The organism is Pantoea sp. sgz302252 (genome assembly GCF_047713085.1).
Classification (GTDB): Bacteria; Pseudomonadota; Gammaproteobacteria; order Enterobacterales; family Enterobacteriaceae; genus Scandinavium.
On record NZ_JBLFJW010000018.1, the window covers coordinates 1 to 22,688 of the forward strand.

The 22,688-nt window shown below is 52.8% G+C and carries 17 protein-coding genes and 8 tRNA genes; 19 read left to right on the forward strand and 6 right to left on the reverse strand.

The genetic code is table 11. From position 1 onward, the window contains the following. Positions 1-108 precede the first annotated feature (108 nt). The 5 genes from tnpA to nagE all read right to left on the reverse strand — a co-directional run bounded on the left by tnpA (position 109) and on the right by nagE (position 6,739). A complete protein-coding gene (gene tnpA / locus ACLW56_RS14475; protein WP_330981770.1) occupies positions 109-567 on the reverse strand; it encodes an IS200/IS605 family transposase in 459 nt (152 codons plus the stop codon). 183 nt (positions 568-750) lie between these two features. Next, positions 751-1,089: a ChiQ/YbfN family lipoprotein gene (gene chiQ, locus ACLW56_RS14480; RefSeq protein ID WP_330984463.1), complete on the reverse strand. Its 339-nt coding sequence runs from the start codon at positions 1,087-1,089 to the stop codon at positions 751-753. A 49-nt stretch (positions 1,090-1,138) separates the two neighbouring features. Continuing rightward, on the reverse strand, positions 1,139-2,545 hold the full coding sequence (chiP, locus tag ACLW56_RS14485; protein ID WP_330984464.1) for a chitoporin ChiP: 1,407 nt from the start codon (positions 2,543-2,545) through the stop codon (positions 1,139-1,141). 399 nt (positions 2,546-2,944) lie between these two features. After that, the gene (gene glnS, locus ACLW56_RS14490) at positions 2,945-4,612 is read right to left on the reverse strand and encodes a glutamine--tRNA ligase (protein ID WP_330984465.1); all 1,668 of its coding nucleotides are present in this window, start codon (positions 4,610-4,612) and stop codon (positions 2,945-2,947) included. A gap of 177 nt (positions 4,613-4,789) precedes the next feature. Beyond that, complete coding sequence (gene nagE, locus ACLW56_RS14495; RefSeq protein ID WP_330984466.1) at positions 4,790-6,739, reverse strand: PTS N-acetyl glucosamine transporter subunit IIABC; 1,950 nt, start codon at positions 6,737-6,739, stop codon at positions 4,790-4,792. Positions 6,740-7,067: 328 nt separating this feature from the next. On the opposite strand from nagE, the gene nagB reads away from it, so the two are divergent. The 13 genes from nagB (at position 7,068) to ACLW56_RS14560 (ending at position 14,072) form a co-directional block, all read left to right on the forward strand. Then, the gene (gene nagB, locus ACLW56_RS14500; protein WP_330984467.1) at positions 7,068-7,868 is read left to right on the forward strand and encodes a glucosamine-6-phosphate deaminase; all 801 of its coding nucleotides are present in this window, start codon (positions 7,068-7,070) and stop codon (positions 7,866-7,868) included. A gap of 60 nt (positions 7,869-7,928) precedes the next feature. Beyond that, on the forward strand, positions 7,929-9,077 hold the full coding sequence (nagA, locus tag ACLW56_RS14505; protein ID WP_330984468.1) for an N-acetylglucosamine-6-phosphate deacetylase: 1,149 nt from the start codon (positions 7,929-7,931) through the stop codon (positions 9,075-9,077). Positions 9,078-9,085: 8 nt separating this feature from the next. Next, positions 9,086-10,306 carry a DNA-binding transcriptional regulator NagC gene (gene nagC, locus ACLW56_RS14510; protein WP_330984469.1) on the forward strand — a complete coding sequence of 407 codons (1,221 nt, stop codon included), beginning with the start codon at positions 9,086-9,088 and terminating at the stop codon, positions 10,304-10,306. Positions 10,307-10,394: 88 nt separating this feature from the next. Further along, positions 10,395-11,147 (forward strand): HAD-IIA family hydrolase, encoded by a 753-nt coding sequence (locus tag ACLW56_RS14515; RefSeq protein ID WP_330984549.1) that lies wholly within the window; start codon positions 10,395-10,397, stop codon positions 11,145-11,147. 256 nt (positions 11,148-11,403) lie between these two features. After that, a complete protein-coding gene (gene asnB, locus ACLW56_RS14520) occupies positions 11,404-13,068 on the forward strand; it encodes an asparagine synthase B (RefSeq protein WP_330984470.1) in 1,665 nt (554 codons plus the stop codon). Between the two features lie 233 nt (positions 13,069-13,301). Next, a tRNA-Met gene (locus tag ACLW56_RS14525) sits at positions 13,302-13,378 on the forward strand. 8 nt (positions 13,379-13,386) lie between these two features. Continuing rightward, positions 13,387-13,471 (forward strand) — tRNA-Leu (locus tag ACLW56_RS14530). Between the two features lie 23 nt (positions 13,472-13,494). Beyond that, positions 13,495-13,569 (forward strand) — tRNA-Gln (locus ACLW56_RS14535). 31 nt (positions 13,570-13,600) lie between these two features. Beyond that, a tRNA-Gln gene (locus ACLW56_RS14540) sits at positions 13,601-13,675 on the forward strand. A 17-nt stretch (positions 13,676-13,692) separates the two neighbouring features. Beyond that, positions 13,693-13,769: transfer RNA gene (locus ACLW56_RS14545), tRNA-Met, on the forward strand. 8 nt (positions 13,770-13,777) lie between these two features. Further along, positions 13,778-13,852: transfer RNA gene (locus ACLW56_RS14550), tRNA-Gln, on the forward strand. A 36-nt stretch (positions 13,853-13,888) separates the two neighbouring features. Continuing rightward, positions 13,889-13,963, forward strand: a tRNA-Gln gene (locus tag ACLW56_RS14555). Positions 13,964-13,997: 34 nt separating this feature from the next. Beyond that, positions 13,998-14,072: transfer RNA gene (locus tag ACLW56_RS14560), tRNA-Gln, on the forward strand. A 102-nt stretch (positions 14,073-14,174) separates the two neighbouring features. On the opposite strand, the gene ubiF is transcribed toward ACLW56_RS14560, so the two are convergent. Continuing rightward, entirely contained in the window at positions 14,175-15,350 is a 1,176-nt protein-coding gene (gene ubiF / locus ACLW56_RS14565; protein ID WP_330984471.1) for a 3-demethoxyubiquinol 3-hydroxylase, read from the reverse strand. A 139-nt stretch (positions 15,351-15,489) separates the two neighbouring features. On the opposite strand from ubiF, the gene miaB reads away from it, so the two are divergent. The 6 genes from miaB (at position 15,490) to ACLW56_RS14595 (ending at position 22,496) form a co-directional block, all read left to right on the forward strand. After that, complete coding sequence (gene miaB, locus ACLW56_RS14570; RefSeq protein WP_330984472.1) at positions 15,490-16,923, forward strand: tRNA (N6-isopentenyl adenosine(37)-C2)-methylthiotransferase MiaB; 1,434 nt, start codon at positions 15,490-15,492, stop codon at positions 16,921-16,923. Between the two features lie 151 nt (positions 16,924-17,074). Further along, positions 17,075-18,130: a PhoH family protein gene (locus ACLW56_RS14575; RefSeq protein WP_330984473.1), complete on the forward strand. Its 1,056-nt coding sequence runs from the start codon at positions 17,075-17,077 to the stop codon at positions 18,128-18,130. After that, complete coding sequence (gene ybeY, locus ACLW56_RS14580) at positions 18,127-18,594, forward strand: rRNA maturation RNase YbeY (RefSeq protein WP_330984474.1); 468 nt, start codon at positions 18,127-18,129, stop codon at positions 18,592-18,594. Before ACLW56_RS14575 ends, ybeY begins: the two co-directional genes overlap by 4 nt. Positions 18,595-18,696: 102 nt before the next feature. Beyond that, complete coding sequence (gene corC, locus ACLW56_RS14585; protein ID WP_330984475.1) at positions 18,697-19,575, forward strand: CNNM family magnesium/cobalt transport protein CorC; 879 nt, start codon at positions 18,697-18,699, stop codon at positions 19,573-19,575. Positions 19,576-19,597: 22 nt separating this feature from the next. Next, positions 19,598-21,136, forward strand: coding sequence for an apolipoprotein N-acyltransferase (gene lnt, locus ACLW56_RS14590; RefSeq protein WP_330984477.1), 1,539 nt, complete (start codon positions 19,598-19,600; stop codon positions 21,134-21,136). Between the two features lie 454 nt (positions 21,137-21,590). Next, positions 21,591-22,496 carry an amino acid ABC transporter substrate-binding protein gene (locus tag ACLW56_RS14595; RefSeq protein ID WP_330984478.1) on the forward strand — a complete coding sequence of 302 codons (906 nt, stop codon included), beginning with the start codon at positions 21,591-21,593 and terminating at the stop codon, positions 22,494-22,496. The last annotated feature ends 192 nt before the right edge of the window (positions 22,497-22,688 follow it).

Genomic DNA, 22,688 nt, shown 5'->3' on the forward strand with positions numbered 1-22,688 from the left:
AATAAATATCCTCCGGCATAGCCGGAGGTTTTTCATATGCGCCTATAAGGCTCTGTCACCAGCAGCGCCCTAACAGGCGCATCACGATCTGACATTTGCATCTATGGATTACTTACGGCCCGTAAACGGGCTACCCGGATAGGGGATCGACAACTGCTCACCCATTTTATCCTCTTCCAGTTGGTGCTTTATGTATTCCTGTATCCTGGTCGTATTTTTTCCAACCGTATCAACGTAATACCCTCGGCACCAAAACTCCCTGTTACGGTATTTGAACTTCAAATCCCCAAATTGCTCATAAAGCATCAGGCTACTCTTGCCCTTCAGGTACCCCATAAAAGCCGATACACTCATTTTCGGCGGGATCTCCAGAAGCATGTGGATGTGATCCACACAACATTCCGCTTCAAGAATATTCACGTTTTTCCATTCGCACAGCTTTCTTAAGATACTGCCTATCGCTTTGCGTTTTTCACCGTAGAACACCTGTCTTCGGTACTTCGGCGCAAAAACTATGTGATATTTACAGTTCCATCGGGTGTGCGCTAAGCTCTTTTCGTCCCTCATTGGGACCCCCTTTTGATTTCTTGTTGAATGTTTGCAGTTGCCAGACCGCAACCTGTTTTAACAAATCAAAAGGGGTTTTTAGAACCGACTCAAAGCTGAAAGCTTTACTGAACCCCCAGCCTAGCTGGGGGTTTTCTGTGCACAAAAAATCCCCGGTGATAAGACCGGGGAGGTTGTGAAAGATTACGGGGTTGCAGGGGGGTTGTTGGTGCGAATTTCCTGCCAAATCTTGTCGCAACGAGCTTTCACAGCCTGATCGTTGCCAGTACGGGTTGCCTGAATGCACTGCTGATAATCCAGCGTGCGTACTGTTTCCTGATCGGCAAACTGCTTATGCTCTTTTTCCTGTTTCAGGACATCCAGTACGCTCTGGCAGGCCTGGATTTTATCCGGGTTGCCTTCCGCCGTATTGATACAAGCGCTATAAGCTTCTTTCAGTTTACTGTCTTCTTTCGGTATCGGCGGTTGCGCACAAGCCACCAGCCCGGACGCCATGACAGCAATGAGAATCAATTTTTTCATAGTATGCCCTCAGGTTACGCGGCAAACTTTACGCCTGCCGCGTGACGAATCAGAAGATGGTAAACGGTGCAATGACGATGAACTTCACGTCGCGCTCATCCTGGAATATGTTGCCGTAACCGCCACCCCAGCTTGGGATGTCTGAGTGGTTGTCATACTGAGTGAAATGCAGCTTGAACAGGGTGCCTTTGGCACGGCCATCCTGTACGGTATAGGCCACATCGAGGCTATAAGCAGACTCTTTGATGGTGTTGTTTTTATCGTAGTAAGCATCTGGGCTGAGCTGCCAGGTCGCAGGCTTCGCATCCCATGCATAGACGTAGGACGCACCCACTGCCCAGCCCGGCAGGCTCCAGTTCTTCAGGTCATACATTGAGCCGAAGAAGATCGCCTTTTCACCGTTGGCGTTGAAGTCAGAGCGGTTGTCCCACCAGATATCGAGACGGCCGTTTGAAGATGCATAGGTTGGCGTCATCCGTTGCAGGAAGTAGCCCTGCTGGCCGTCAGCCTTAACCCACGTCCCTTCCAGGCGGAAATCGAAGACCTCGTTCAGCTTGTAGCCGAAGGTTAACGCCTGCAACCATGCCGTGCCGTCATAAATATCGTTCACGCCGTGATCGCTGACTTTGTCACGAGTACCGTAGAACTGGTAGCTGGTGGTCAACGGACCGCCAGGGATATCAAACTTGTAGCTACCTTTGGCGAAGTACTGATCAATATAACCTTCCGCCTGACCAAATGCGGCTTCCAGCACTAAGTCGTTTTTGAAATCGTATTTCGCACCGATGGAGTGCAGGTAATCAACCTTACTCTTCTGATCGTTTTGATAGAAGTTATCCATTTCAAGGTGCCACGGCGCCTTGTACTCGTTGGTCCACATGTACGAGAAGCTCAGTGCGCCTGCATCGCCATAGTCAAAGTTAGCCCCGGCTTCCGCGCCCTTGTAAGTACCCGGCATGAAGCTCCAGTGTGGCGCTAACAGCGTCTGGCCGGTTGGCTGAATGTAACCCGCACGCGCCCAGGCTGGACCAAGTTTGAATTTAGCGGCCGCTTTATACAGGCTGATCCCGCTCTTATCGCCAGAATAATCTTCATCGTAGGCCTTGTTGATGGAGGAGAACGCGATTTCGTTTGGGTGCCCACTTTCTGCAGATTCCGCCATTTCGATAGCGGTGAAAGCGGCAATATCGAGACCGATAAAATCGGCAGCATAGCCAGACTGGAAGTCGAGGTTGGCGTTCCAGGTGGAGTGTGAAAGGTTGGTTTTGTATTGGTCACCGTCGGTCACGTCTTTACGGTCACGCTCACGCTGCCAGTAATAGATGCCGCCGGTTAAGGTTGAATCGTCGATGAAACCTGCTGCGCTGGCTTGCGGAACGGCAATCCAGCCCGACATTGCGGTGACCCCGGCAATAGCCAGCGCCAGCGCACTACGTTTGCCACTGAACGTACGCATATGTATATCCTCTTTGACTTTTAAAAACGCTCTCGCAAAGGCGAGAAAACGATAAAAAAATAAGCACTGCCAAAAAGTAGCGGGAAGAATTCTCCTAAAGCTACGTCTCTTAGACTATTTTTCGTGACGCGAATTATCAATCCTTTTTCCGCACGAATACGCAAGAGTATGACAGCGAGCACATATTTGATTGCGTTTTGTTACAAATAGAGATTTCAGAAGAAAACATGATAATCCGCAAAGAAACAGCTTATTTCAGCGAGGATGTGGGATTTCGGGCGGGAAAATGTAACAGGCACCAGTCAGTGTTTCATCACGCTAAATGATATTATCTCGCATCACGAAAATGTCATAAAAAAAGCGCCGCGGTGTGCGACGCTCTTTTTTTAACCCAGCGGATTATTCGCCCGCTTTTGCCCAGGTATCACGCAGACCAACGGTGCGGTTGAAGACCCGTTTCTCAGCAGTGCTGTAGCGGCTATCGAGGCAGAAGTAACCTTCACGCTCGAACTGGAAAGCTTTGCTGGTTTCTGCTGCTTTCAGCGACGGCTCGGCGTAACCCTGTTTGATAACCAGAGAGTCCTGGTTGATAACAGACAGGAAGTCATCCGCAGCACCCGGATTTGGCACGCTGAACAGGCGATCGTACAGGCGAATCTCTACCGGCAGCGCATGCTGGGCGCTCACCCAGTGAATCACGCCTTTGACTTTACGGCCATCAGCCGGATCTTTGCTCAGGGTGTCCGCGTCGTAACTACAGAAAATAGTCGTGATATTGCCTTCGGCGTCTTTCTCAACGCGTTCAGCTTTCACCACATAAGCGTTACGCAGACGGACTTCTTTGCCCATCACCAGACGCTTGTACTGCTTGTTGGCTTCTTCACGGAAGTCAGCGCGATCGATCCAAATTTCACCGCTAAATGGTACTTCGCGGCTACCCATTTCAGGTTTACTCGGATGGTTCGGCATCGCCACCTTCTCGCTCTCACCCTGCGGATAGTTTTCGATAACCAGTTTAACCGGATCGATAACGGCCATTGCACGCGGTGCGTTTTCGTTCAGATCTTCACGGATGCAGGATTCCAGTGAAGCGATCTCAATGGTGTTGTCCTGTTTGGTCACACCAATACGCTTACAGAATTCACGGATAGCGGCAGCGGTGTAGCCACGACGACGCAGGCCAGAGATGGTCGGCATACGCGGATCGTCCCAGCCTTCTACGTGCTTGTCGGTCACCAGTTGGTTCAGCTTACGCTTGGACATCACGGTGTATTCCAGATTCAGACGAGAGAACTCGTACTGACGCGGATGCACCGGAATAGAGATGTTGTCCAGCACCCAGTCGTACAGACGGCGGTTGTCCTGGAATTCCAGCGTACACAGAGAATGGGTGATGCCTTCCAGCGCATCGCTGATGCAGTGGGTGAAGTCGTACATCGGGTAGATGCACCACTTGCTGCCGGTCTGGTGGTGATCGGCAAATTTAATGCGGTACAGCACGGGATCGCGCATGACAACAAAAGAAGAAGCCATGTCGATTTTGGCGCGCAGACACGCTTTGCCTTCTTCGAAGCCGCCGGTACGCATTTTCTCGAACAGCGCCAGGTTCTCTTCCACGCTGCGATCGCGGTATGGGCTGTTTTTGCCCGGCGCAGTCAGGGTGCCGCGGTATTCACGGATTTCGTCAGCAGACAGCTCATCGACATACGCCAGACCTTTGGTGATCAGTTCGACCGCATACTGATGCAGCGTATCGAAGTAGTCAGAAGAGTAGCGAATATCGCCAGACCAGTGGAAACCTAACCACTCGACGTCGTTCTTGATGGACTCAACGTATTCGATATCTTCTTTCACCGGGTTGGTGTCATCGAAACGCAGGTTGCATTGCCCTTGATAATCCTGAGCGATGCCGAAGTTCAGGCAGATAGATTTTGCGTGACCGATATGCAGATACCCGTTCGGCTCTGGCGGAAAACGGGTATGAACGGTCGTGTGCTTACCACTGGCCAGATCTTCATCAATAATCTGGCGAATAAAGTTAGTCGGGCGGGCTTCTGCCTCACTCATCGCGGGTTCCTCAAGGCGTAAACAACATATAACGGCATATGATCTTATAAGCCGGACTGGCTGACAACCCTTAGTTACGCAAAATACGTATCAAACGGATAAATGGCAGATCGATACAAAAAAAGCGGCGGAGGATGACCCCCGCCGCTAAGGCACATAAGATTAACTCAGGAACGATTATTTGCCTTTAATCTCATACAGCGCGGTTTCGCCTGCAACGACGTGACCCTGGGCCTTGATAACCAGACCGCTGAAATCGTCGATGTTGCTGCACACTACCGGGCTAATCATGGAGCGCGCATTCGCGTTCAGGAAATCCAGATCCATTTCGAGGATTGGCTGACCTGCCACGACTTCGGCCCCTTCTTCCACCAGGCGAGTAAAGCCCTGACCGTTCAGCACAACAGTATCGATACCCATATGGACAACGATTTCCGCGCCTTTTTCGGTTTCCAGGCAGAACGCGTGGTTGGTGTTGAAGATTTTAACGATGGTACCGGCTGCCGGAGACACCACTGTTTTTTCAGTGGGTTTCACTGCCACGCCGTCACCTACTGCTTTGCTGGCGAATGCTTCATCAGGAACCTGTTCCAGTGCGACCACTTCACCCGTTACGGGGGAAACCAGTGCCGCGATAGTTGCTGTTGCATTTGGAACGGCCTGCGGTTTTGCCGCTGCCGGAGCTGCAGCCACTGGCGCGGCTTCTGCTGCCGGGACAGGACCACGCGCAACAATTTTCTTCATTTCATCGCCAATAGATTCTGCTTTCGCACCGACGATGACCTGGATAGTTTGCTTATTCAGTTTAACGACACCCGACGCACCTAAGCGTTTGCACATTGCGTCATTAACACGAGCAGAATCCTTAACGCTTAGACGTAAGCGAGTAATACAAGCATCAATTGCGTTGAGGTTGTCTGTCCCCCCCACTGCTGCAATGTAGTTGGTCGCCAGCTGATTCAGACCAGCTTCAGTATTACTGTTAGCCTCTTCGGTAACAATATCATCCGTCTTATCTTCACGACCTGGTGTTTTCAGGTTGAACATGCGGATAATGACACTGAACAGGACGAAGTACACCGCAAAGGCAACCGCCCCCATGACGATCAGCATCCACACGTTTTTACTTGCCGCAGGCAAGTTATACATCAGTACGTAGTCGATCGCGCCTGCAGAGAATGAGAATCCTGCGTGAATACCCAGCGCCGTTGCAATGAACAGACTCACACCAGTCAACACCGCGTGTACCAGATACAGCGCCGGCGCCAGGAACATGAACAGGAATTCCAGTGGCTCAGTAACACCCGTGAGGAAAGCGGTTATCGCGACAGAAAGCAGCAAACCACCGACCATTGGGCGACGCTCTTTCGCCGCAGCAAGGTACATTGCCAGTGCAGCGCCAGGCAGGCCAAACATCATGATTGGGAAGAAACCAGACATGAACATACCCGCAGTGCCGTCACCCGCATAGAAGCGGTTGATATCACCATGGAAGACAGTACCGGCGGAGTTAGTAAATTCACCAATCTGGAACCAGGCAATGGTATTCAGAACCTGATGCAGGCCGGTCGGGATCAGAAGACGGTTGATAAAACCGAAGATACCAGAACCTATCGCACCAGCGCTGACGATCCACTCACCACCTGAATGGATTGCGTTCTGTACCGGTGGCCAGACATATCCAAAGATAGCCGCCAGCACCAGACAGAAGAAACCGGTCGCAATCGGGACGAAACGTTTGCCACCGAAGAAACTCAGGAAATCAGGAAGTTTGATATCGGACCAACGATTGTAAACAGCCCCCCCGACTAAGCCCGCAATAATACCTGCCAATGCCCCCATATTAACGGCTGGATTGATAGTCACCATGGCTTTCGTCATGATTAAGAAACCTACAGCACCAGCCAAAGCAGCAGCTCCTGCATTATCTTTAGACCATGACGCCGCCACACCAATCGCAAACACAAGCGCTAAATTATCAAAGATTGCGCCACCGGCTTGTGCGATGAAAGCCATGTTAAGCAGGTCTGGTTGACCAAAACGCAACATCAACGCAGCGACTGGCAGCACTGCGATAGGGAGTTGTAACGCCCTACCTAACCGCTGGAAAAAACCTAAAATATTCATTTATTCCCCCTATGAGACCCCGAACCGACTTAGTCAAAGTCGTTTTTTATAGTATGACTACTCTTAACAACGCAGCGACGTACGACTCTGCTATCAGAGTGTGTGGAAAATTAATTCGCCCCGCAAATTAAATGCACCTTTTTTGTGATTTTTATCACCAAATATCGTCATCCCCCTCTCTTCCGACTGGCTAACAGTGAAAACTTATTTTATCATTCGAAAAATCAGGACGGATTACCGCCTCTTGTGGCGAAACCAGGTTACTCTTAACAGAGAGTCGGTGCCAATCCGCTAACGCTTTTACTACATTAAACTATTGAGGTGAACAATGAGACTGATTCCCCTGGCGACAGCTGAACAAGTAGGTAAATGGGCCGCGCGTCATATCGTCAACCGCATCAACGCTTTTAAACCGACTGCGGATCGTCCTTTTGTTCTGGGTCTGCCAACCGGTGGTACTCCGCTCACCGCTTACAAAGCACTGGTTGAGATGCACAAAGCGGGCCAGGTTAGCTTCAAACATGTTGTGACCTTCAATATGGATGAATATGTTGGTCTGGCAAAAGAGCACCCGGAAAGCTACCACAGCTTTATGCACCGTAACTTCTTCGACCACGTTGATATCCCTGCAGAAAACATTAACCTGCTGGATGGTAACGCGCCAGATATCGACGCAGAATGCCGTCAGTACGAAGAAAAAATCCGCTCCTACGGTAAAATCAACCTGTTCATGGGCGGTGTAGGCAACGACGGTCACATCGCGTTCAACGAACCCGCGTCTTCGCTTTCTTCCCGCACTCGTATTAAAACCCTGACCCATGACACTCGCGTGGCAAACTCTCGTTTCTTTGATGGCGATGTGAATCAGGTGCCTAAATACGCGCTGACCGTTGGCGTGGGTACGCTGCTGGACGCTGAAGAAGTGATGATCCTGGTGCTGGGCCACCAGAAAGCGCAGGCCCTGCAGGCTGCGGTTGAAGGCAACGTTAACCACATGTGGACCATCAGCTGTCTGCAGCTGCACCCGAAAGCGGTGATGGTCTGCGACGAGCCGTCCACTATGGAACTGAAAGTGAAGACCCTGAAGTATTTCAACGAATTAGAAGCTGAAAACATCAAAGGTCTGTAATTGAATTTCCGCCTCTGTTTTCAGGGGCGGTAGCATTTTTATTACCGGGGGTCGTAGTCAATGTATGCACTAACTCAGGGCCGAATTTATACCGGCCACGAAATTCTGGATGACCATGCGGTTGTGATTGCCGATGGCCTGATTGAACGTGTCTGCCCACAGGCGGATTTACCGGCCGGGATTGAGCAACGCTCGTTAAATGGCGCCATTTTGGCTCCCGGTTTTATCGACGTCCAGCTTAACGGCTGCGGCGGCGTGCAGTTCAACGACAGCCCGGATGCGGTGACCGTTGAAACGCTGGAAATTATGCAGAAAGCCAACGAGAAATCAGGCTGCACCAGCTATCTGCCCACGCTGATTACTTCCAGCGACGACCTGATGAAACAAGGTATCCGTGTAATGCGTGAATACCTCGCCAAATACCCTAATCAGGCGCTGGGTCTGCACCTTGAAGGCCCGTGGCTGAATCTCGTGAAGAAAGGCACCCACAATCCAGATTATGTCCGCAAGCCGGATAACGAGCTGGTGGATTTTCTGTGTGCTAACTCAGACGTGATAACCAAAGTCACGCTGGCGCCAGAGATGGTGCCTGCCGATGTGATTACTCGCCTGGTTAACGCGGGCATTGTGGTCTCTGCGGGTCACTCTAATGCCACCCTGAAAGAAGCCAAAGTGGGCTTCCGCGCAGGTATCACTTTCGCCACCCACCTTTATAACGCGATGCCATACATCACTGGCCGCGAACCGGGTCTGGCGGGTGCCATTTTCGATGAAGCCGACGTGTATTGCGGCATCATCGTGGACGGTCTGCATGTGGACTTCGCCAACGTGCGTAACGCTAAGCGTCTGAAAGGCGACAAGCTCTGTCTGGTTACGGACGCGACCGCACCGGCAGGCGCGAACATTGAAGAGTTCATTTTTGCTGGTAAAACAATATACTACCGTGATGGACTGTGCGTAGACGAAAACGGCACGCTGAGCGGTTCTGCCCTGACCATGATTGAAGGCGTGCGTAACCTGGTTGAACACTGTGGCATCGCGCTGGATGAGACGCTGCGTATGGCAACGCTCTACCCGGCTCGCGCCATCGGCGTTGATAAGCAACTGGGCAGCATTGCACCAGGCAAGGTGGCAAACCTGACAGCGTTTACCCGCGATTATAAAATCACCAAGACCATCGTTAATGGTAACGAGGTCGTTACAGAGTAAGTGAAAGTATGACATCAGGCGGACAAGCTCAAATTGGTAATGTTGACCTCGTTAAACAGCTGAACAGCGCGGCCGTTTACCGCCTGATTGACCAGCACGGGCCCATCTCGCGCATTCAGATTGCCGAACAGAGCCAGCTTGCGCCCGCCAGTGTCACCAAAATTACTCGTCAGCTGATTGAGCGCGGCCTGATCAAAGAAGTCGATCAGCAGGCCTCCACCGGGGGCCGTCGCGCTATCTCCATCATCACCGAAACCCGCAATTTCCACGCTATCGGCGTGCGTTTGGGTCGTCACGATACCACCCTGACGCTGTACGATCTCAGCACTAAAGTCATTGCTGAAGAGCACTATCCTCTGCCGCAGCGCACGCAGGAAACGCTTGAGTACGAGTTGCTCAACACCATCGCCACCTTTATAGAGCACTGCCAGCGTAAAATTCGCGAGCTGATTGCCATCTCGGTTATCTTGCCTGGCCTTGTCGATCCAGAAAGCGGGGTGATCCGCTATATGCCGCATATCCCGGTGGAAAACTGGGGTCTGGTCGGCGCGCTGGAAAAACGCTTTAAAGTGACCTGTTTTGTCGGCCATGACATCCGCAGCCTGGCGCTGGCCGAGCACTACTTTGGTGCGACACAGGACTGCGAAGATTCCATTCTGGTGCGAGTCCACCGTGGTACCGGCGCGGGGATTATCTCTAACGGCCGCATCTTTATCGGTCGCAACGGCAACGTGGGTGAGATTGGTCATATTCAGGTTGATCCGCTGGGCGAGCGCTGTCACTGCGGCAACTTTGGTTGCCTGGAAACCGTCGCCGCGAATGCCGCCATCGAACAACGGGTTCGTCACCTGTTAGAAAAAGGCTACCAAAGCAAAGTCACGGCGGATGACTGCACTATCAAATCTATCTGCAAAGCGGCCAATAAAGGGGATGCGCTGGCAAGCGAAGTGATTGAACAGGTTGGCCGTCATTTGGGCAAAACCATTGCTATCGCCATTAACCTGTTTAATCCGCAGAAAGTCGTCATCGCCGGTGAAATCACCGAGGCAGAAAAGGTGCTGCTGCCCGCCATTGAAAGCTGCATCAACACTCAGGCGCTAAAAGCGTTCCGCCAGAATCTCCCGGTCGTGCGTTCAGCGTTGGATCATCGCTCCGCCATCGGCGCCTTTGCGCTGGTGAAACGCTCGATGCTGAACGGTATGCTGCTTCAGCGCCTGCTCGAAGGCTAATCTCTTCCCTCTTCCTCCCGTGTTAAAGGCGACCGGGAGGTAAATGTGTATAATTACGCCTTTCTCAGAAGAAGACTCCGGACAGTCCATGACCATTCAGAACATCATTTGCGATATTGACGGCGTGCTGATGCACGATAACGTGGCCGTTCCCGGTGCTGCAGAATTTGTTGCGCGGGTGCTGGAAAAGAACGTGCCGTTTGTCTGCCTGACTAACTATCCCTCGCAGACGGGCCAGGATCTGGCAAACCGCTTCGCCACCGCTGGTATTGACGTGCCAGACAGCGTGTTTTACACCTCCGCCATGGCGACTGCCGATTTTCTGCGTCGCCAGGAAGGCAAGAAGGCCTATGTGGTCGGTGAAGGCGCGCTGATCCACGAGCTGTATAAAGCAGGTTTCACCATCACCGATGTGAATCCGGATTTTGTGATTGTCGGCGAGACCCGTTCCTTTAACTGGGACATGATGCATAAGGCCGCTTTCTTTGTAGCTAACGGCGCGCGTTTTATCGCGACCAACCCGGATACTCACGGGCGTGGTTACTATCCGGCGTGCGGTGCGCTCTGTGCAGGCATCGAGAAAATCTCCGGGCGCAAACCCTTTGTGGTCGGCAAGCCTAGTCCGTGGATTATTCGCGCCGCGCTCAACAAAATGCAGGCGCACTCTGAGCAAACCGTGATCGTCGGCGACAACCTTCGCACCGACATCCTGGCCGGTTTTCAGGCCGGGCTTGAAACGATTCTGGTTCTGTCCGGCGTGTCCACCATGGATGACATCGACAACATGCCGTTCAGGCCGTCATGGATTTACCCCTCAGTCGCCGAGATCGACGTCATCTGACATCAAACCACGTCCCAGGACGTGGTTTTTTATTTTCGCCCCAGCAAAACAAGTATTCATCTAATAAAAACCGTCATTCACTGAATAATCATCAACAACACAGTGCAAAACATACGCGTTTTTTAGTATTCCCTAATCCTCATTGCACTATTTTCGTTTTCTCCGCTTATTCCCTTGCTTAGGTGGCCGCTTTACGGCATTTTTTAAGGCATGCAACGACACAACATCACGCAACAGGATTAACGGAGAAGTCGCTATGTGTTCTATTTTCGGTGTACTGGATATCAAAACTGACGCGGTAGAGCTGCGTAAAAAAGCGCTGGAGCTCTCCCGTCTGATGCGCCATCGCGGACCAGACTGGTCGGGTATTTATGCCAGCGATAAAGCCATTCTCGCTCACGAACGTCTGTCGATTGTTGACGTCAATGCTGGTGCCCAGCCGCTGTATAACGAAAAGAAAACCCACGCGCTGGCGGTCAACGGTGAAATCTACAACCATCAGGCACTGCGCGCGGAATACGGTGACCGCTATCAGTTCCAGACCGGATCTGACTGTGAAGTTATCCTCGCGCTGTATCAGGAAAAAGGCCCTGAATTCCTCGACGATCTGCAAGGTATGTTCGCCTTCGCCCTGTATGACAGCGAAAAAGACGCTTATCTGATTGGTCGCGATCACATTGGGATCATCCCGCTGTATATGGGCCATGATGAGCACGGCAACCTGTATGTGGCTTCTGAAATGAAAGCCCTGGTGCCTGTTTGCCGCACCATCAAAGAATTCCCGGCGGGCAGCTATCTGTGGAGCCAGGACGGTGAAATTCGTCCTTATTATCAGCGCGACTGGTTCGATTATGACGCGGTGAAAGACAACGTCACCGATAAAAACGAGTTGCGTCAGGCGCTCGAAGATTCCGTAAAAAGCCACCTGATGTCTGATGTGCCTTATGGCGTGTTGCTTTCCGGTGGTCTGGATTCCTCCGTAATTTCCGCCATCACCAAGAAATATGCCGCTCGTCGCGTAGAAGATGACGAACGTTCAGAAGCCTGGTGGCCACAGCTGCACTCTTTTGCCGTCGGGCTGGAAGGTTCTCCGGACCTGAAAGCAGCGCAGGAAGTCGCTAACCACCTTGGCACCGTGCACCACGAGATTCACTTCACCGTGCAGGAAGGCCTCGACGCCATTCGTGACGTGATTTACCACATCGAAACCTATGACGTGACCACCATTCGTGCGTCCACGCCGATGTATCTGATGTCGCGTAAAATCAAAGCGATGGGCATCAAAATGGTGCTGTCCGGCGAAGGTTCCGATGAGGTGTTTGGCGGCTATCTCTATTTCCACAAAGCGCCAAACGCGAAAGAGCTGCATGAAGAAACCGTGCGTAAATTGCAGGCTCTGCACATGTTTGACTGTGCTCGTGCGAACAAAGCCATGTCTGCGTGGGGTGTGGAAGCGCGCGTTCCGTTCCTCGACAAGAAATTCCTGGATGTGGCGATGCGCATCAACCCACAGGATAAAATGTGCGGCAACGGCAAAATGGAAAAACACGTTCTGCGTGAATGCTTTGAATCCTATTTGCCAGCAAGCGTAGCGTGGCGCCAGAAAGAGCAGTTCTCCGATGGCGTGGGCTACAGCTGGATTGACACGCTGAAAGAAGTGGCGGCGAAGCAGATTTCCGACAAACAGCTGGAAACCGCAAGCTTCCGTTTCCCATACAACACGCCATCTTCCAAAGAAGCGTACCTGTACCGTGAAATCTTTGAAGAGCTGTTCCCACTGCCAAGCGCAGCAGAATGTGTGCCGGGTGGCCCGTCTGTCGCCTGTTCCTCAGCGAAAGCGATTGAGTGGGATGAAGCGTTCAAAACCATGAACGATCCGTCAGGCCGCGCGGTGGGTGTTCACCAGTCTGCTTATCAATAATCAGAACGGGCCGTTTTTGCCATCACGCTCAGCGGATCCTCAGGGATCCGTTGTTCTTTTTAAACGTCAGATTTAGCCTAAATAATCCATTTTTGCCGATTATTCCGTCACGCTGTTCGCAACCTAACCAAACAGTCACATTCAGGGCATTTTCATTGAAAAAGGTGTTGACGCTACAAAGCTCAATACGCATAATGCGCCCCGCAACGCCGATAAGGTAACGCGAAAAAAGAGGCTACGTAGCTCAGTTGGTTAGAGCACATCACTCATAATGATGGGGTCACAGGTTCGAATCCCGTCGTAGCCACCATCTTTTTTGCGGGAGTGGCGAAATTGGTAGACGCACCAGATTTAGGTTCTGGCGCCGCAAGGTGTGCGAGTTCAAGTCTCGCCTCCCGCACCATTCCCAGGTAAGCGTTGCACGGATGGGGTATCGCCAAGCGGTAAGGCACCGGTTTTTGATACCGGCATTCCCTGGTTCGAATCCAGGTACCCCAGCCATTTTTCTTCGATTTGCGGTTCTCCGCGGTATTGGGGTATCGCCAAGCGGTAAGGCACCGGTTTTTGATACCGGCATTCCCTGGTTCGAATCCAGGTACCCCAGCCATCGAAGATTGCAGTACTGGCTACGTAGCTCAGTTGGTTAGAGCACATCACTCATAATGATGGGGTCACAGGTTCGAATCCCGTCGTAGCCACCATATTTTATTGGGGTGTCGCCAAGCGGTAAGGCTCTGGTTTCTGATACCAGCATTCCGGGGTTCGAATCCCTGCACCCCAGCCAGGTTCCAAACGATGTGCCAGCGAAAAGAAAATCTGATGGGGTGTCGCCAAGCGGTAAGGCTCTGGTTTCTGATACCAGCATACCGGGGTTCGAATCCCTGCACCCCAGCCACTTTTCTGCTCACATCGTTAAGTCAAAAATTTATTGGGGTGTCGCCAAGCGGTAAGGCTCTGGTTTCTGATACCAGCATACCGGGGTTCGAATCCCTGCACCCCAGCCAATAAACAAAAAAGCTCGCTTACGCGGGCTTTTTTGTTTTTACATCATCTGTATAACCCCATCGGGTCGTAGGCCGGGAAAGCGCAGCGCCTCCCGGCAAAACTCACAGTCCTAAAGCATATTTCAGCGCCTGGCGTTTCAGCACGCCAGCGCGCTCAGCCGCCATCAGGCCGAGATTACGCAGCATTCTCAGCGGCGTAAGATCGTTACTGAAGCTGGCGTAGAACAAATCCATTCCAGACTGCATCACGTAATTATCTGCCATCCGTCGCGTTTGATAGCGCTTCAGAACTTGCAAGCTCGCCCAGTCTTCACCCTGGCTACGCGCATTCGCCAACACGTCGAGCAACGCATCCACATCGCGATAACCGAGATTTACGCCCTGCCCGGCCAGCGGGTGAATGGTATGCGCAGCGTCGCCCACTAACGCCAGTGCTGGCTGCACATAGCGCAAAGCGTGACGTCGCGTTAACGGGAAAGCACCCGCAGCAACAGCTTTGACATCCCCCAGCCGCGCAGGGAAGTGTTGACGGATCTCTTGATCCAGCTGCGGCAAAGACAGCGCCTGAAGCTGGCGAATTTTAGCGGGAGAGTCATACCAGACCAGCGAGGCCCAGCGATCAAACAGCGGCAGGAAAGCTCTGGGGCCAGCGGGCGTGAATTGCTGCCAGGTGCTGTCGCCCGGTTCCTGCTCGCAGTCAACGGTAATCAGCATGCACGATTGTTGATACTGCCAGGCATGGATCCCAATACCCGCCATTTGGCGCACCTGAGAGTTAGCGCCATCTGCCCCGACCACCAGCTTCGCGCGAAGCTCGCTGCCGTCCGTAAAGTTGAGCAGATAACCCTGCGGCTCATGCAGCATCGTTTCAAGCATTGCGGGTACACATAATTGCACATTGTCGTGGGCTTGCAGCGCCTGCCACAACGCGAGTTGCAGAACATTGTTCTCCACCATGTAGCCAAGCTCTGGCAGCTTCAGCTCCGCCGCATTAAACACCACATGCGCGCTTTCCCACTCCCAGGTTTCAAGCTGGCGATAGCGATGCGTACGCATCCCAAGAATCGCCTCCCAGACGCCCAGCCCGCGCAGCAATCCCACCGAGGCAGCGCTGATCGCAGAAATACGTACATCGGGCTGACTTGAAGCGTCGAACGCCGGTGGCGTGGTTTGTTCAATCACCGTGACAGTGAATCCCTGCTGCGCCAGCCCGAGCGCCAGCGCTCCGCCTACCATTCCGCCGCCGACAATCGCGACGTCTGTTTGTTGAGTGCTCATGGTCAATAATCCTTAAACCTGAATCTCTTAAGTTTACCGGATTTTTTTACCCTTTGGGCGAAGGCTCGGTCATGCTGGTCACACTCGCCGCAAAGCATTACAATATGTGCCCTGCGTTCCTTAGAGCAAAGCTAAGTCGATGACAAAAAAACTCCACATCAAAACCTGGGGCTGTCAGATGAACGAATACGATTCATCAAAGATGGCCGATCTGCTGGATGCCACTCATGGCTATCAACTGACCGACATCGCGGAAGAAGCCGACGTGCTGTTGCTGAACACCTGTTCTATTCGTGAGAAAGCGCAGGAAAAAGTGTTCCATCAGCTAGGACGCTGGAAACTCATTAAGGCAAAACGCCCGGACGTGATTATCGGCATTGGTGGCTGTGTGGCCTCTCAGGAAGGCAAACTTATTCGCCAGCGCGCCCATTACGTCGATATCATTTTTGGCCCGCAGACGCTGCACCGCCTGCCAGAAATGATCACTTCCATTCGGGAAATGCGCGACCATCGCAAACCGATCATTGACGTTAGCTTCCCGGAAATCGAGAAATTTGACCGCCTGCCAGAACCGAAAGCCGACGGCCCAACGGCATTCGTCTCGATCATGGAAGGCTGCAATAAATACTGTACTTACTGCGTGGTGCCTTACACCCGCGGTGAAGAAGTCAGCCGTCCAACGGACGATATTTTGTTTGAAGTTGCTCAACTGGCCGCTCAGGGCGTGCGTGAAATCCATCTGCTCGGCCAGAACGTGAATGCCTGGCGTGGAGCGAACTACGACGGCAGCACCGGGGCCTTCTCCGAACTGCTGCGTCTGGTAGCCGCCATCGACGGTATCGACCGCCTCCGTTTCACCACCAGCCATCCTATCGAATTCACTGACGATATCATTGATGTTTACCGTGATACGCCGGAGCTAGTGAGCTTCCTGCACCTGCCTGTTCAGAGTGGCTCTGACCGTATCCTGAACCTGATGGGCCGTACGCACACTGTGCTGGAATATAAAGCGATTATCCGTAAGCTGCTGGTGGCACGCCCGACTATCCAGATAAGCTCTGATTTCATCGTTGGCTTCCCAGGCGAAACCAACGAAGACTTCGAGAAGACCATGAAAGTCATTTCTGACGTCAATATGGATACCAGCTACAGCTTTATCTTCTCTGCCCGTCCAGGTACACCAGCCGCCGATATGGTCGATGACGTGCCGGAAGAGGACAAAAAACAGCGTCTGTATATCCTGCAGGAACGTATCAACCAGCAGGCGATGGCCTGGAGCCGCCGGATGATCGGCACCACCCAGCGCATTCTGGTGGAAGGCACTTCCCGTAAAAGCATTATGGAACTGACGGGCCGCACCGAAAATAACCGCGTGGTTAACTTCGAAGGCACGCCAGACATGGTGGGGAAATTCGTCGATGTTGAGATCGTTGACGTGTATACCAACTCGCTGCGCGGCAAAGTGGTTCGCACCGAAGCTGAAATGGGCCTGCGTATTGCGGAATCTCCGGAATCGGTGATTGCCCGCACCCGCAAAGAGAACGATCTCGGCGTCAGCATGTTCCAGCCATAATCTTGTCGGCCTGCCCCTGTGGCAGGCCCTTGTTTTTCCTCGCCCTGCCCCCAAATAAATAGCAATGCTTGCACCTTTAAACGCTTGCGAGAATAATTTCCTTAAAGCACGTTGAACCCCTACGCACATCGTCAGCCAGAAGAGGAACAGTTTGAATACAGAAACCCGTGAGATTACCCTCGAGCCAGCGGACAACGAACGCCTGCTGAGCCTCTGCGGCCCCTTTGATGACAACATCAAACATCTGGAGCGCCGTCTGGGCATCGAAATCAACCGTCGCGACAACCATTTTAAACTGACCGGACGCGCTATCTGCGTGAACGCAGCCGCAGATATTCTGCGCAGCCTGTATGTGGACACCGCGCCAATGCGCGGCCAGACGCAGGATATTGACCCGGAACAAATCCACCTCGCGATCAAAGAAGCGCGAGTGCTGGAACAAAGCGCGGAAAGCGTCCCGGATTACGGCAAAGCCATTAACATCAAAACCAAGCGTGGCGTTATCAAACCGCGCACGCCGAATCAGGCGCAGTACATCGCCAATATTCTCGACCACGACATCACTTTCGGCGTTGGCCCGGCGGGGACAGGCAAAACCTGGCTCGCGGTTGCTGCTGCGGTTGATGCGCTTGAGCGCCAGGAAATTCGCCGCATTCTGTTGACCCGTCCTGCCGTCGAAGCCGGGGAAAAGCTGGGCTTCCTGCCAGGCGATCTGAGTCAGAAAGTCGACCCGTATCTGCGTCCGCTGTACGACGCTTTGTTTGAGATGCTTGGTTTCGAAAAAGTCGAAAAGCTTATTGAACGTAATGTCATCGAAGTCGCACCGCTTGCCTACATGCGCGGACGGACTCTGAACGATGCTTTCATCATTCTCGACGAAAGCCAGAACACCACCATCGAACAGATGAAGATGTTCCTGACCCGCATCGGCTTTAACTCGAAAGCGGTGATCACCGGTGACGTGACGCAAATTGACCTGCCACGCAACGTGAAATCCGGCCTGCGCCACGCGATTGAAGTGCTGGCAGAAGTCGATGAAATCAGCTTTAACTTCTTCCACAGCGAAGACGTTGTGCGTCACCCGGTGGTGGCCCGTATCGTCAATGCCTATGAAGCTTGGGAAGAAGCAGAACAGAAACGCAAAGCTGCTGAAGCAGCAGAACGCAAGCGTGAAGCGCTGGCGGCACAAACCCAGGAGCAAAAATGAGTTCGGTGATGTTGGATTTGCAGCTGGCCTGCGAAAACGAAAACGGCCTGCCACAGGAGGCCGCCTTTCAGCGCTGGCTGGATGCAACGATTCCTGCGTTTCAGGAAGAGTCAGAAGTCACCGTACGTCTGGTGGACGAAGCCGAAAGCCACGAGCTGAACCTCACTTATCGCGGCAAGGACAAATCCACCAACGTGCTCTCCTTCCCGTTTGAAGCGCCACCGGGTATGGAATTACCGCTGCTTGGCGATCTCATCATCTGCCGTCAGGTGGTCGAGCGTGAAGCGGAAGAACAAGGCAAACCGCTGGAGGCGCACTGGGCGCATATGGTTGTGCACGGCAGCCTGCATCTGCTGGGTTATGACCATATCGAAGACGAAGAAGCGGAAGAGATGGAGGGCCTGGAAACAGAGATAATGCTTGCTCTGGGCTATGATGATCCGTACATTGCCGAGAAAGAATAACCTGTGCGGCGGCTCACCGCCGCGCTGGCATTTTATGCTGTCTGACGCTGAGTTTACGCGCAGCAGCCACGATTTCCCTGACATGAGACCCCATACGACGCCATGAGCGACGACAACTCACACAGTAGCGACACCTTAAACAGCAAAAAGGGATTCTTCTCCCTCTTACTGAGCCAACTGTTCCACGGCGAACCGAAAAACCGTGATGAACTGCTGGCGCTGATCCGTGATTCCGGGCAGAACGATCTTATCGACGAAGATACTCGTGACATGCTCGAAGGGGTAATGGATATCGCCGACCAGCGCGTCCGCGACATCATGATCCCCCGCTCGCAAATGATTACCCTGAAACGCAACCAGACTCTGGATGAGTGCCTCGATGTCATTATCGAATCGGCTCACTCGCGCTTCCCGGTTATCAGCGAAGACAAAGATCACATTGAAGGGATTCTGATGGCCAAGGATCTGCTGCCGTTTATGCGCAGCGATGCCGAAGCTTTCAGCATGGATAAAGTGTTACGCCAGGCGGTGGTGGTACCGGAAAGCAAGCGTGTTGACCGCATGCTCAAAGAGTTCCGTTCCCAGCGCTACCACATGGCGATTGTGATTGACGAATTTGGCGGTGTGTCGGGTCTGGTGACCATCGAAGACATTCTGGAACTGATCGTCGGCGAGATTGAAGACGAATACGATGAAGAAGAAGACATCGATTTCCGTCAGTTAAGCCGTCACACCTGGACCGTGCGCGCACTGGCTTCCATCGAAGACTTCAACGAAGCCTACGGCACCCACTTCAGCGATGAAGAAGTGGACACCATTGGTGGCCTGGTGATGCAGGCGTTCGGGCATCTGCCTGCCCGCGGCGAATCCATTGACATCGATGGTTACCAGTTCAAAGTTGCGATGGCGGACAGCCGCCGTATCATCCAGGTACATGTCAAACTTCCGGAAGATGCCCCCCAGCCGAATCTGGAAGACTAATTTAACGGGACGACAACGCTAAATGGCATTTGCCCCTCTGATTGAACGCCAGCGCGTACGCTTGCTGCTGGCGCTACTTTTCGGCGCCTGCGGAACGCTGGCATTTTCTCCTTATGATTTCTGGCCTGCGGCGATCGTCTCGCTGATGGGTCTTCAGGGATTAACCCTCAACCGTCGGCCGCTGCAAAGCGCATGGATTGGTTATTTCTGGGGCTTAGGTTTGTTCGGCTCTGGCATTAACTGGGTCTATGTCAGCATCGCCCAATTTGGCGGCATGCCTGGCCCGGTGAACGTGTTCCTGGTGGTATTGCTGGCAGCTTATCTGTCGCTTTATACCGGTTTGTTCGCGGGTATTCTTTCCCGCTTGTGGCCCAAAGCGACCTGGCTGCGTGTGGCGATTGCGGCTCCCGTCGTCTGGCAAATCACCGAGTTCCTGCGCGGCTGGGTCTTAACCGGCTTCCCGTGGCTGCAGTTCGGTTATAGCCAGATTGATGGCCCGCTGAAAGGGCTTGCCCCGGTGATGGGTGTGGAGGCGATTAGCTTCCTGCTGATGATGGTCAGTGGCCTGCTGGCGCTGGCTCTGGTCAGTCGCAACTGGCGTCCGCTGGTTGTTGCCGTGGTGCTTTTCGCATTGCCTTTCCCGCTGCGTTACATTCAGTGGTATCAACTGCTGCCTGACCGTACCACGCAAGTGTCGCTGGTTCAGGGCAATATTCCGCAGTCGCTGAAGTGGGATGAAAAAGAGCTTCTGAAAACGCTCCAGATCTATCTCGATGCCACTGAAAAAGTGATGGGTAAGTCACAGCTCATCATCTGGCCGGAATCGGCGATCCCCGATCTGGAGATCAACCAGCAGCGTTTGCTGAGCATGATGGACGATATGCTGCGAGCGAAAAACAGCTCGCTGATAACCGGTGTAGTGGACTCTCGTCTTAACGCAAAAAACCGTTACGACACCTACAACACCATCATCACGCTGGGGAAAGATAATCCATACAGCTACAACTCTACCGATCGCTACAATAAGAACCATCTGGTGCCTTTCGGAGAGTTCGTCCCGCTGGAATCTATTCTTCGCCCTCTCGCACCGTTCTTCGATCTGCCGATGTCATCCTTTAGCCGTGGGCCGTATGTTCAGCCACAGCTTTCAGCCCATAACCTGAAGCTGACGGCGGCTATCTGCTACGAGATCATTCTCGGCGAGCAAGTGCGTGATAACTTCCGCCCGGATACCGATTTCCTGCTGACCCTCTCTAACGATGCCTGGTTTGGTAAATCCATCGGCCCGTGGCAGCACTTCCAGATGGCAAGAATGCGTGCGCTCGAACTGGCTCGCCCACTTCTGCGCAGTACCAACAACGGGATTACCGCGGTGATTAACCCACAAGGTGACGTGCAGGCGATGATCCCGCAGTTCACTCGCGAAGTGCTGACCACCACCGTGACGCCAACGTCTGGCCTTACGCCATACGCCCGTACAGGCAACTGGCCGCTGTGGATCATCACTGCGCTGTTTGGTTTTGGCGCACTTGTGATGAGTCTGCGAAAACGCCCGAGGTAAACACTAAAAATCGTCTCTAAAGAGACGATTTTTAGTGTTTTCTCCCTCTCCACGTGGGAGAGGGCACCAGACCGCACTTTCGCAACGGCTTATCTGCCGGGCGGCACTCTGTTTGCCCGGCCTACATTTCCCCTCTCCCTTTCAGCAAAAACCATTTCTGGCACGCCAATTGCTTAGTTAATTCAGTGAGCTGCGTATTTTATGCTGGTGCGACCCGGTTGCACCAACAACGCCCATCGGTGGCACCTTTTCAGTGCAAGCCAGGATTTTTGCCTTAAAACGGTGCGGCACACTTCGCAAAAACAAACAATAACGCAGCAAAATCTTTACATTAAGCCAAACTAAATGCTAACAAACAGGCTTAATACTGCACACAAAAGTGGCAGGCAATAACAACACGACACTCACAATGGGTATCTGCGCGTCTCCACGACGCCACGATAAGGAGTTGGATATGCAATTACGTAAACTGGCCACAGCAATGCTGGTGATGGGAATGTCCGCAGGCGTAGTCCATGCAGAAGACGCACCTGCCGCGGGCAGTACGCTGGACAAAATCGCCAAAAATGGTGTGATTGTGGTCGGCCACCGTGAATCATCCGTACCATTTTCCTACTACGACAACCAGCAACAGGTTGTCGGCTACTCTCAGGACTATTCCAACGCGATCGTTGACGCTATCAAGAAAAAGCTGAACAAGCCGGACCTGCAGGTCAAACTGATCCCAATTACCTCCCAAAACCGTATTCCTCTGCTGCAGAACGGAACCTTTGACTTCGAATGTGGATCCACCACCAACAACCTCGAACGTCAAAAACAGGCTGCGTTCTCTGACACCATTTTCGTGGTCGGTACTCGTCTGCTGACCAAAAAAGGCGGCCCGATTAAAGATTTCGCTGACCTGAAAGGCAAAGCCGTGGTCGTGACGTCCGGGACCACTTCTGAAGTGCTGCTGCATAAGCTGAACGACGAGAAGAAAATGGATATGCGCATCATCAGCGCGAAAGACCACGGTGACTCCTTCCGCACCCTGGAAAGTGGCCGCGCCGTTGCGTTCATGATGGATGACGCACTGCTGGCAGGTGAGCGTGCGAAGGCGAAGAAACCAGACAACTGGGAAATCGTCGGCACCGCGCAGTCCAAAGAAGCTTACGGTTGCATGCTGCGTAAAGACGACCCGCAGTTCAAAAAGCTGGTGGATGACACCATCGCTCAGGCCCAGACTTCCGGTGAAGCTGCGAAGTGGTTTGATAAGTGGTTCAAAAACCCAATCCCACCGAAAAACCTGAACATGAACTTTGACCTGTCAGACGACATGAAAGCGCTGTTCAAAGCACCAAGCGACAAGGCACTTAACTAATTAAAACAACGATGGGTGGGTTCGCCTGCCCTCTCGATTGCGAGGAAATACGGACAGACTATATATCGGCTGGTCGTTCCCCAGCCGGTATGAACAACTAAATACCCTAAATAATTCGAGTTGCAGGTAGGCGACAAGGGAGTGACAAATTCGTCTGGAACGAATTTGACCAGCCAAGGGCTGGCCTCTGGT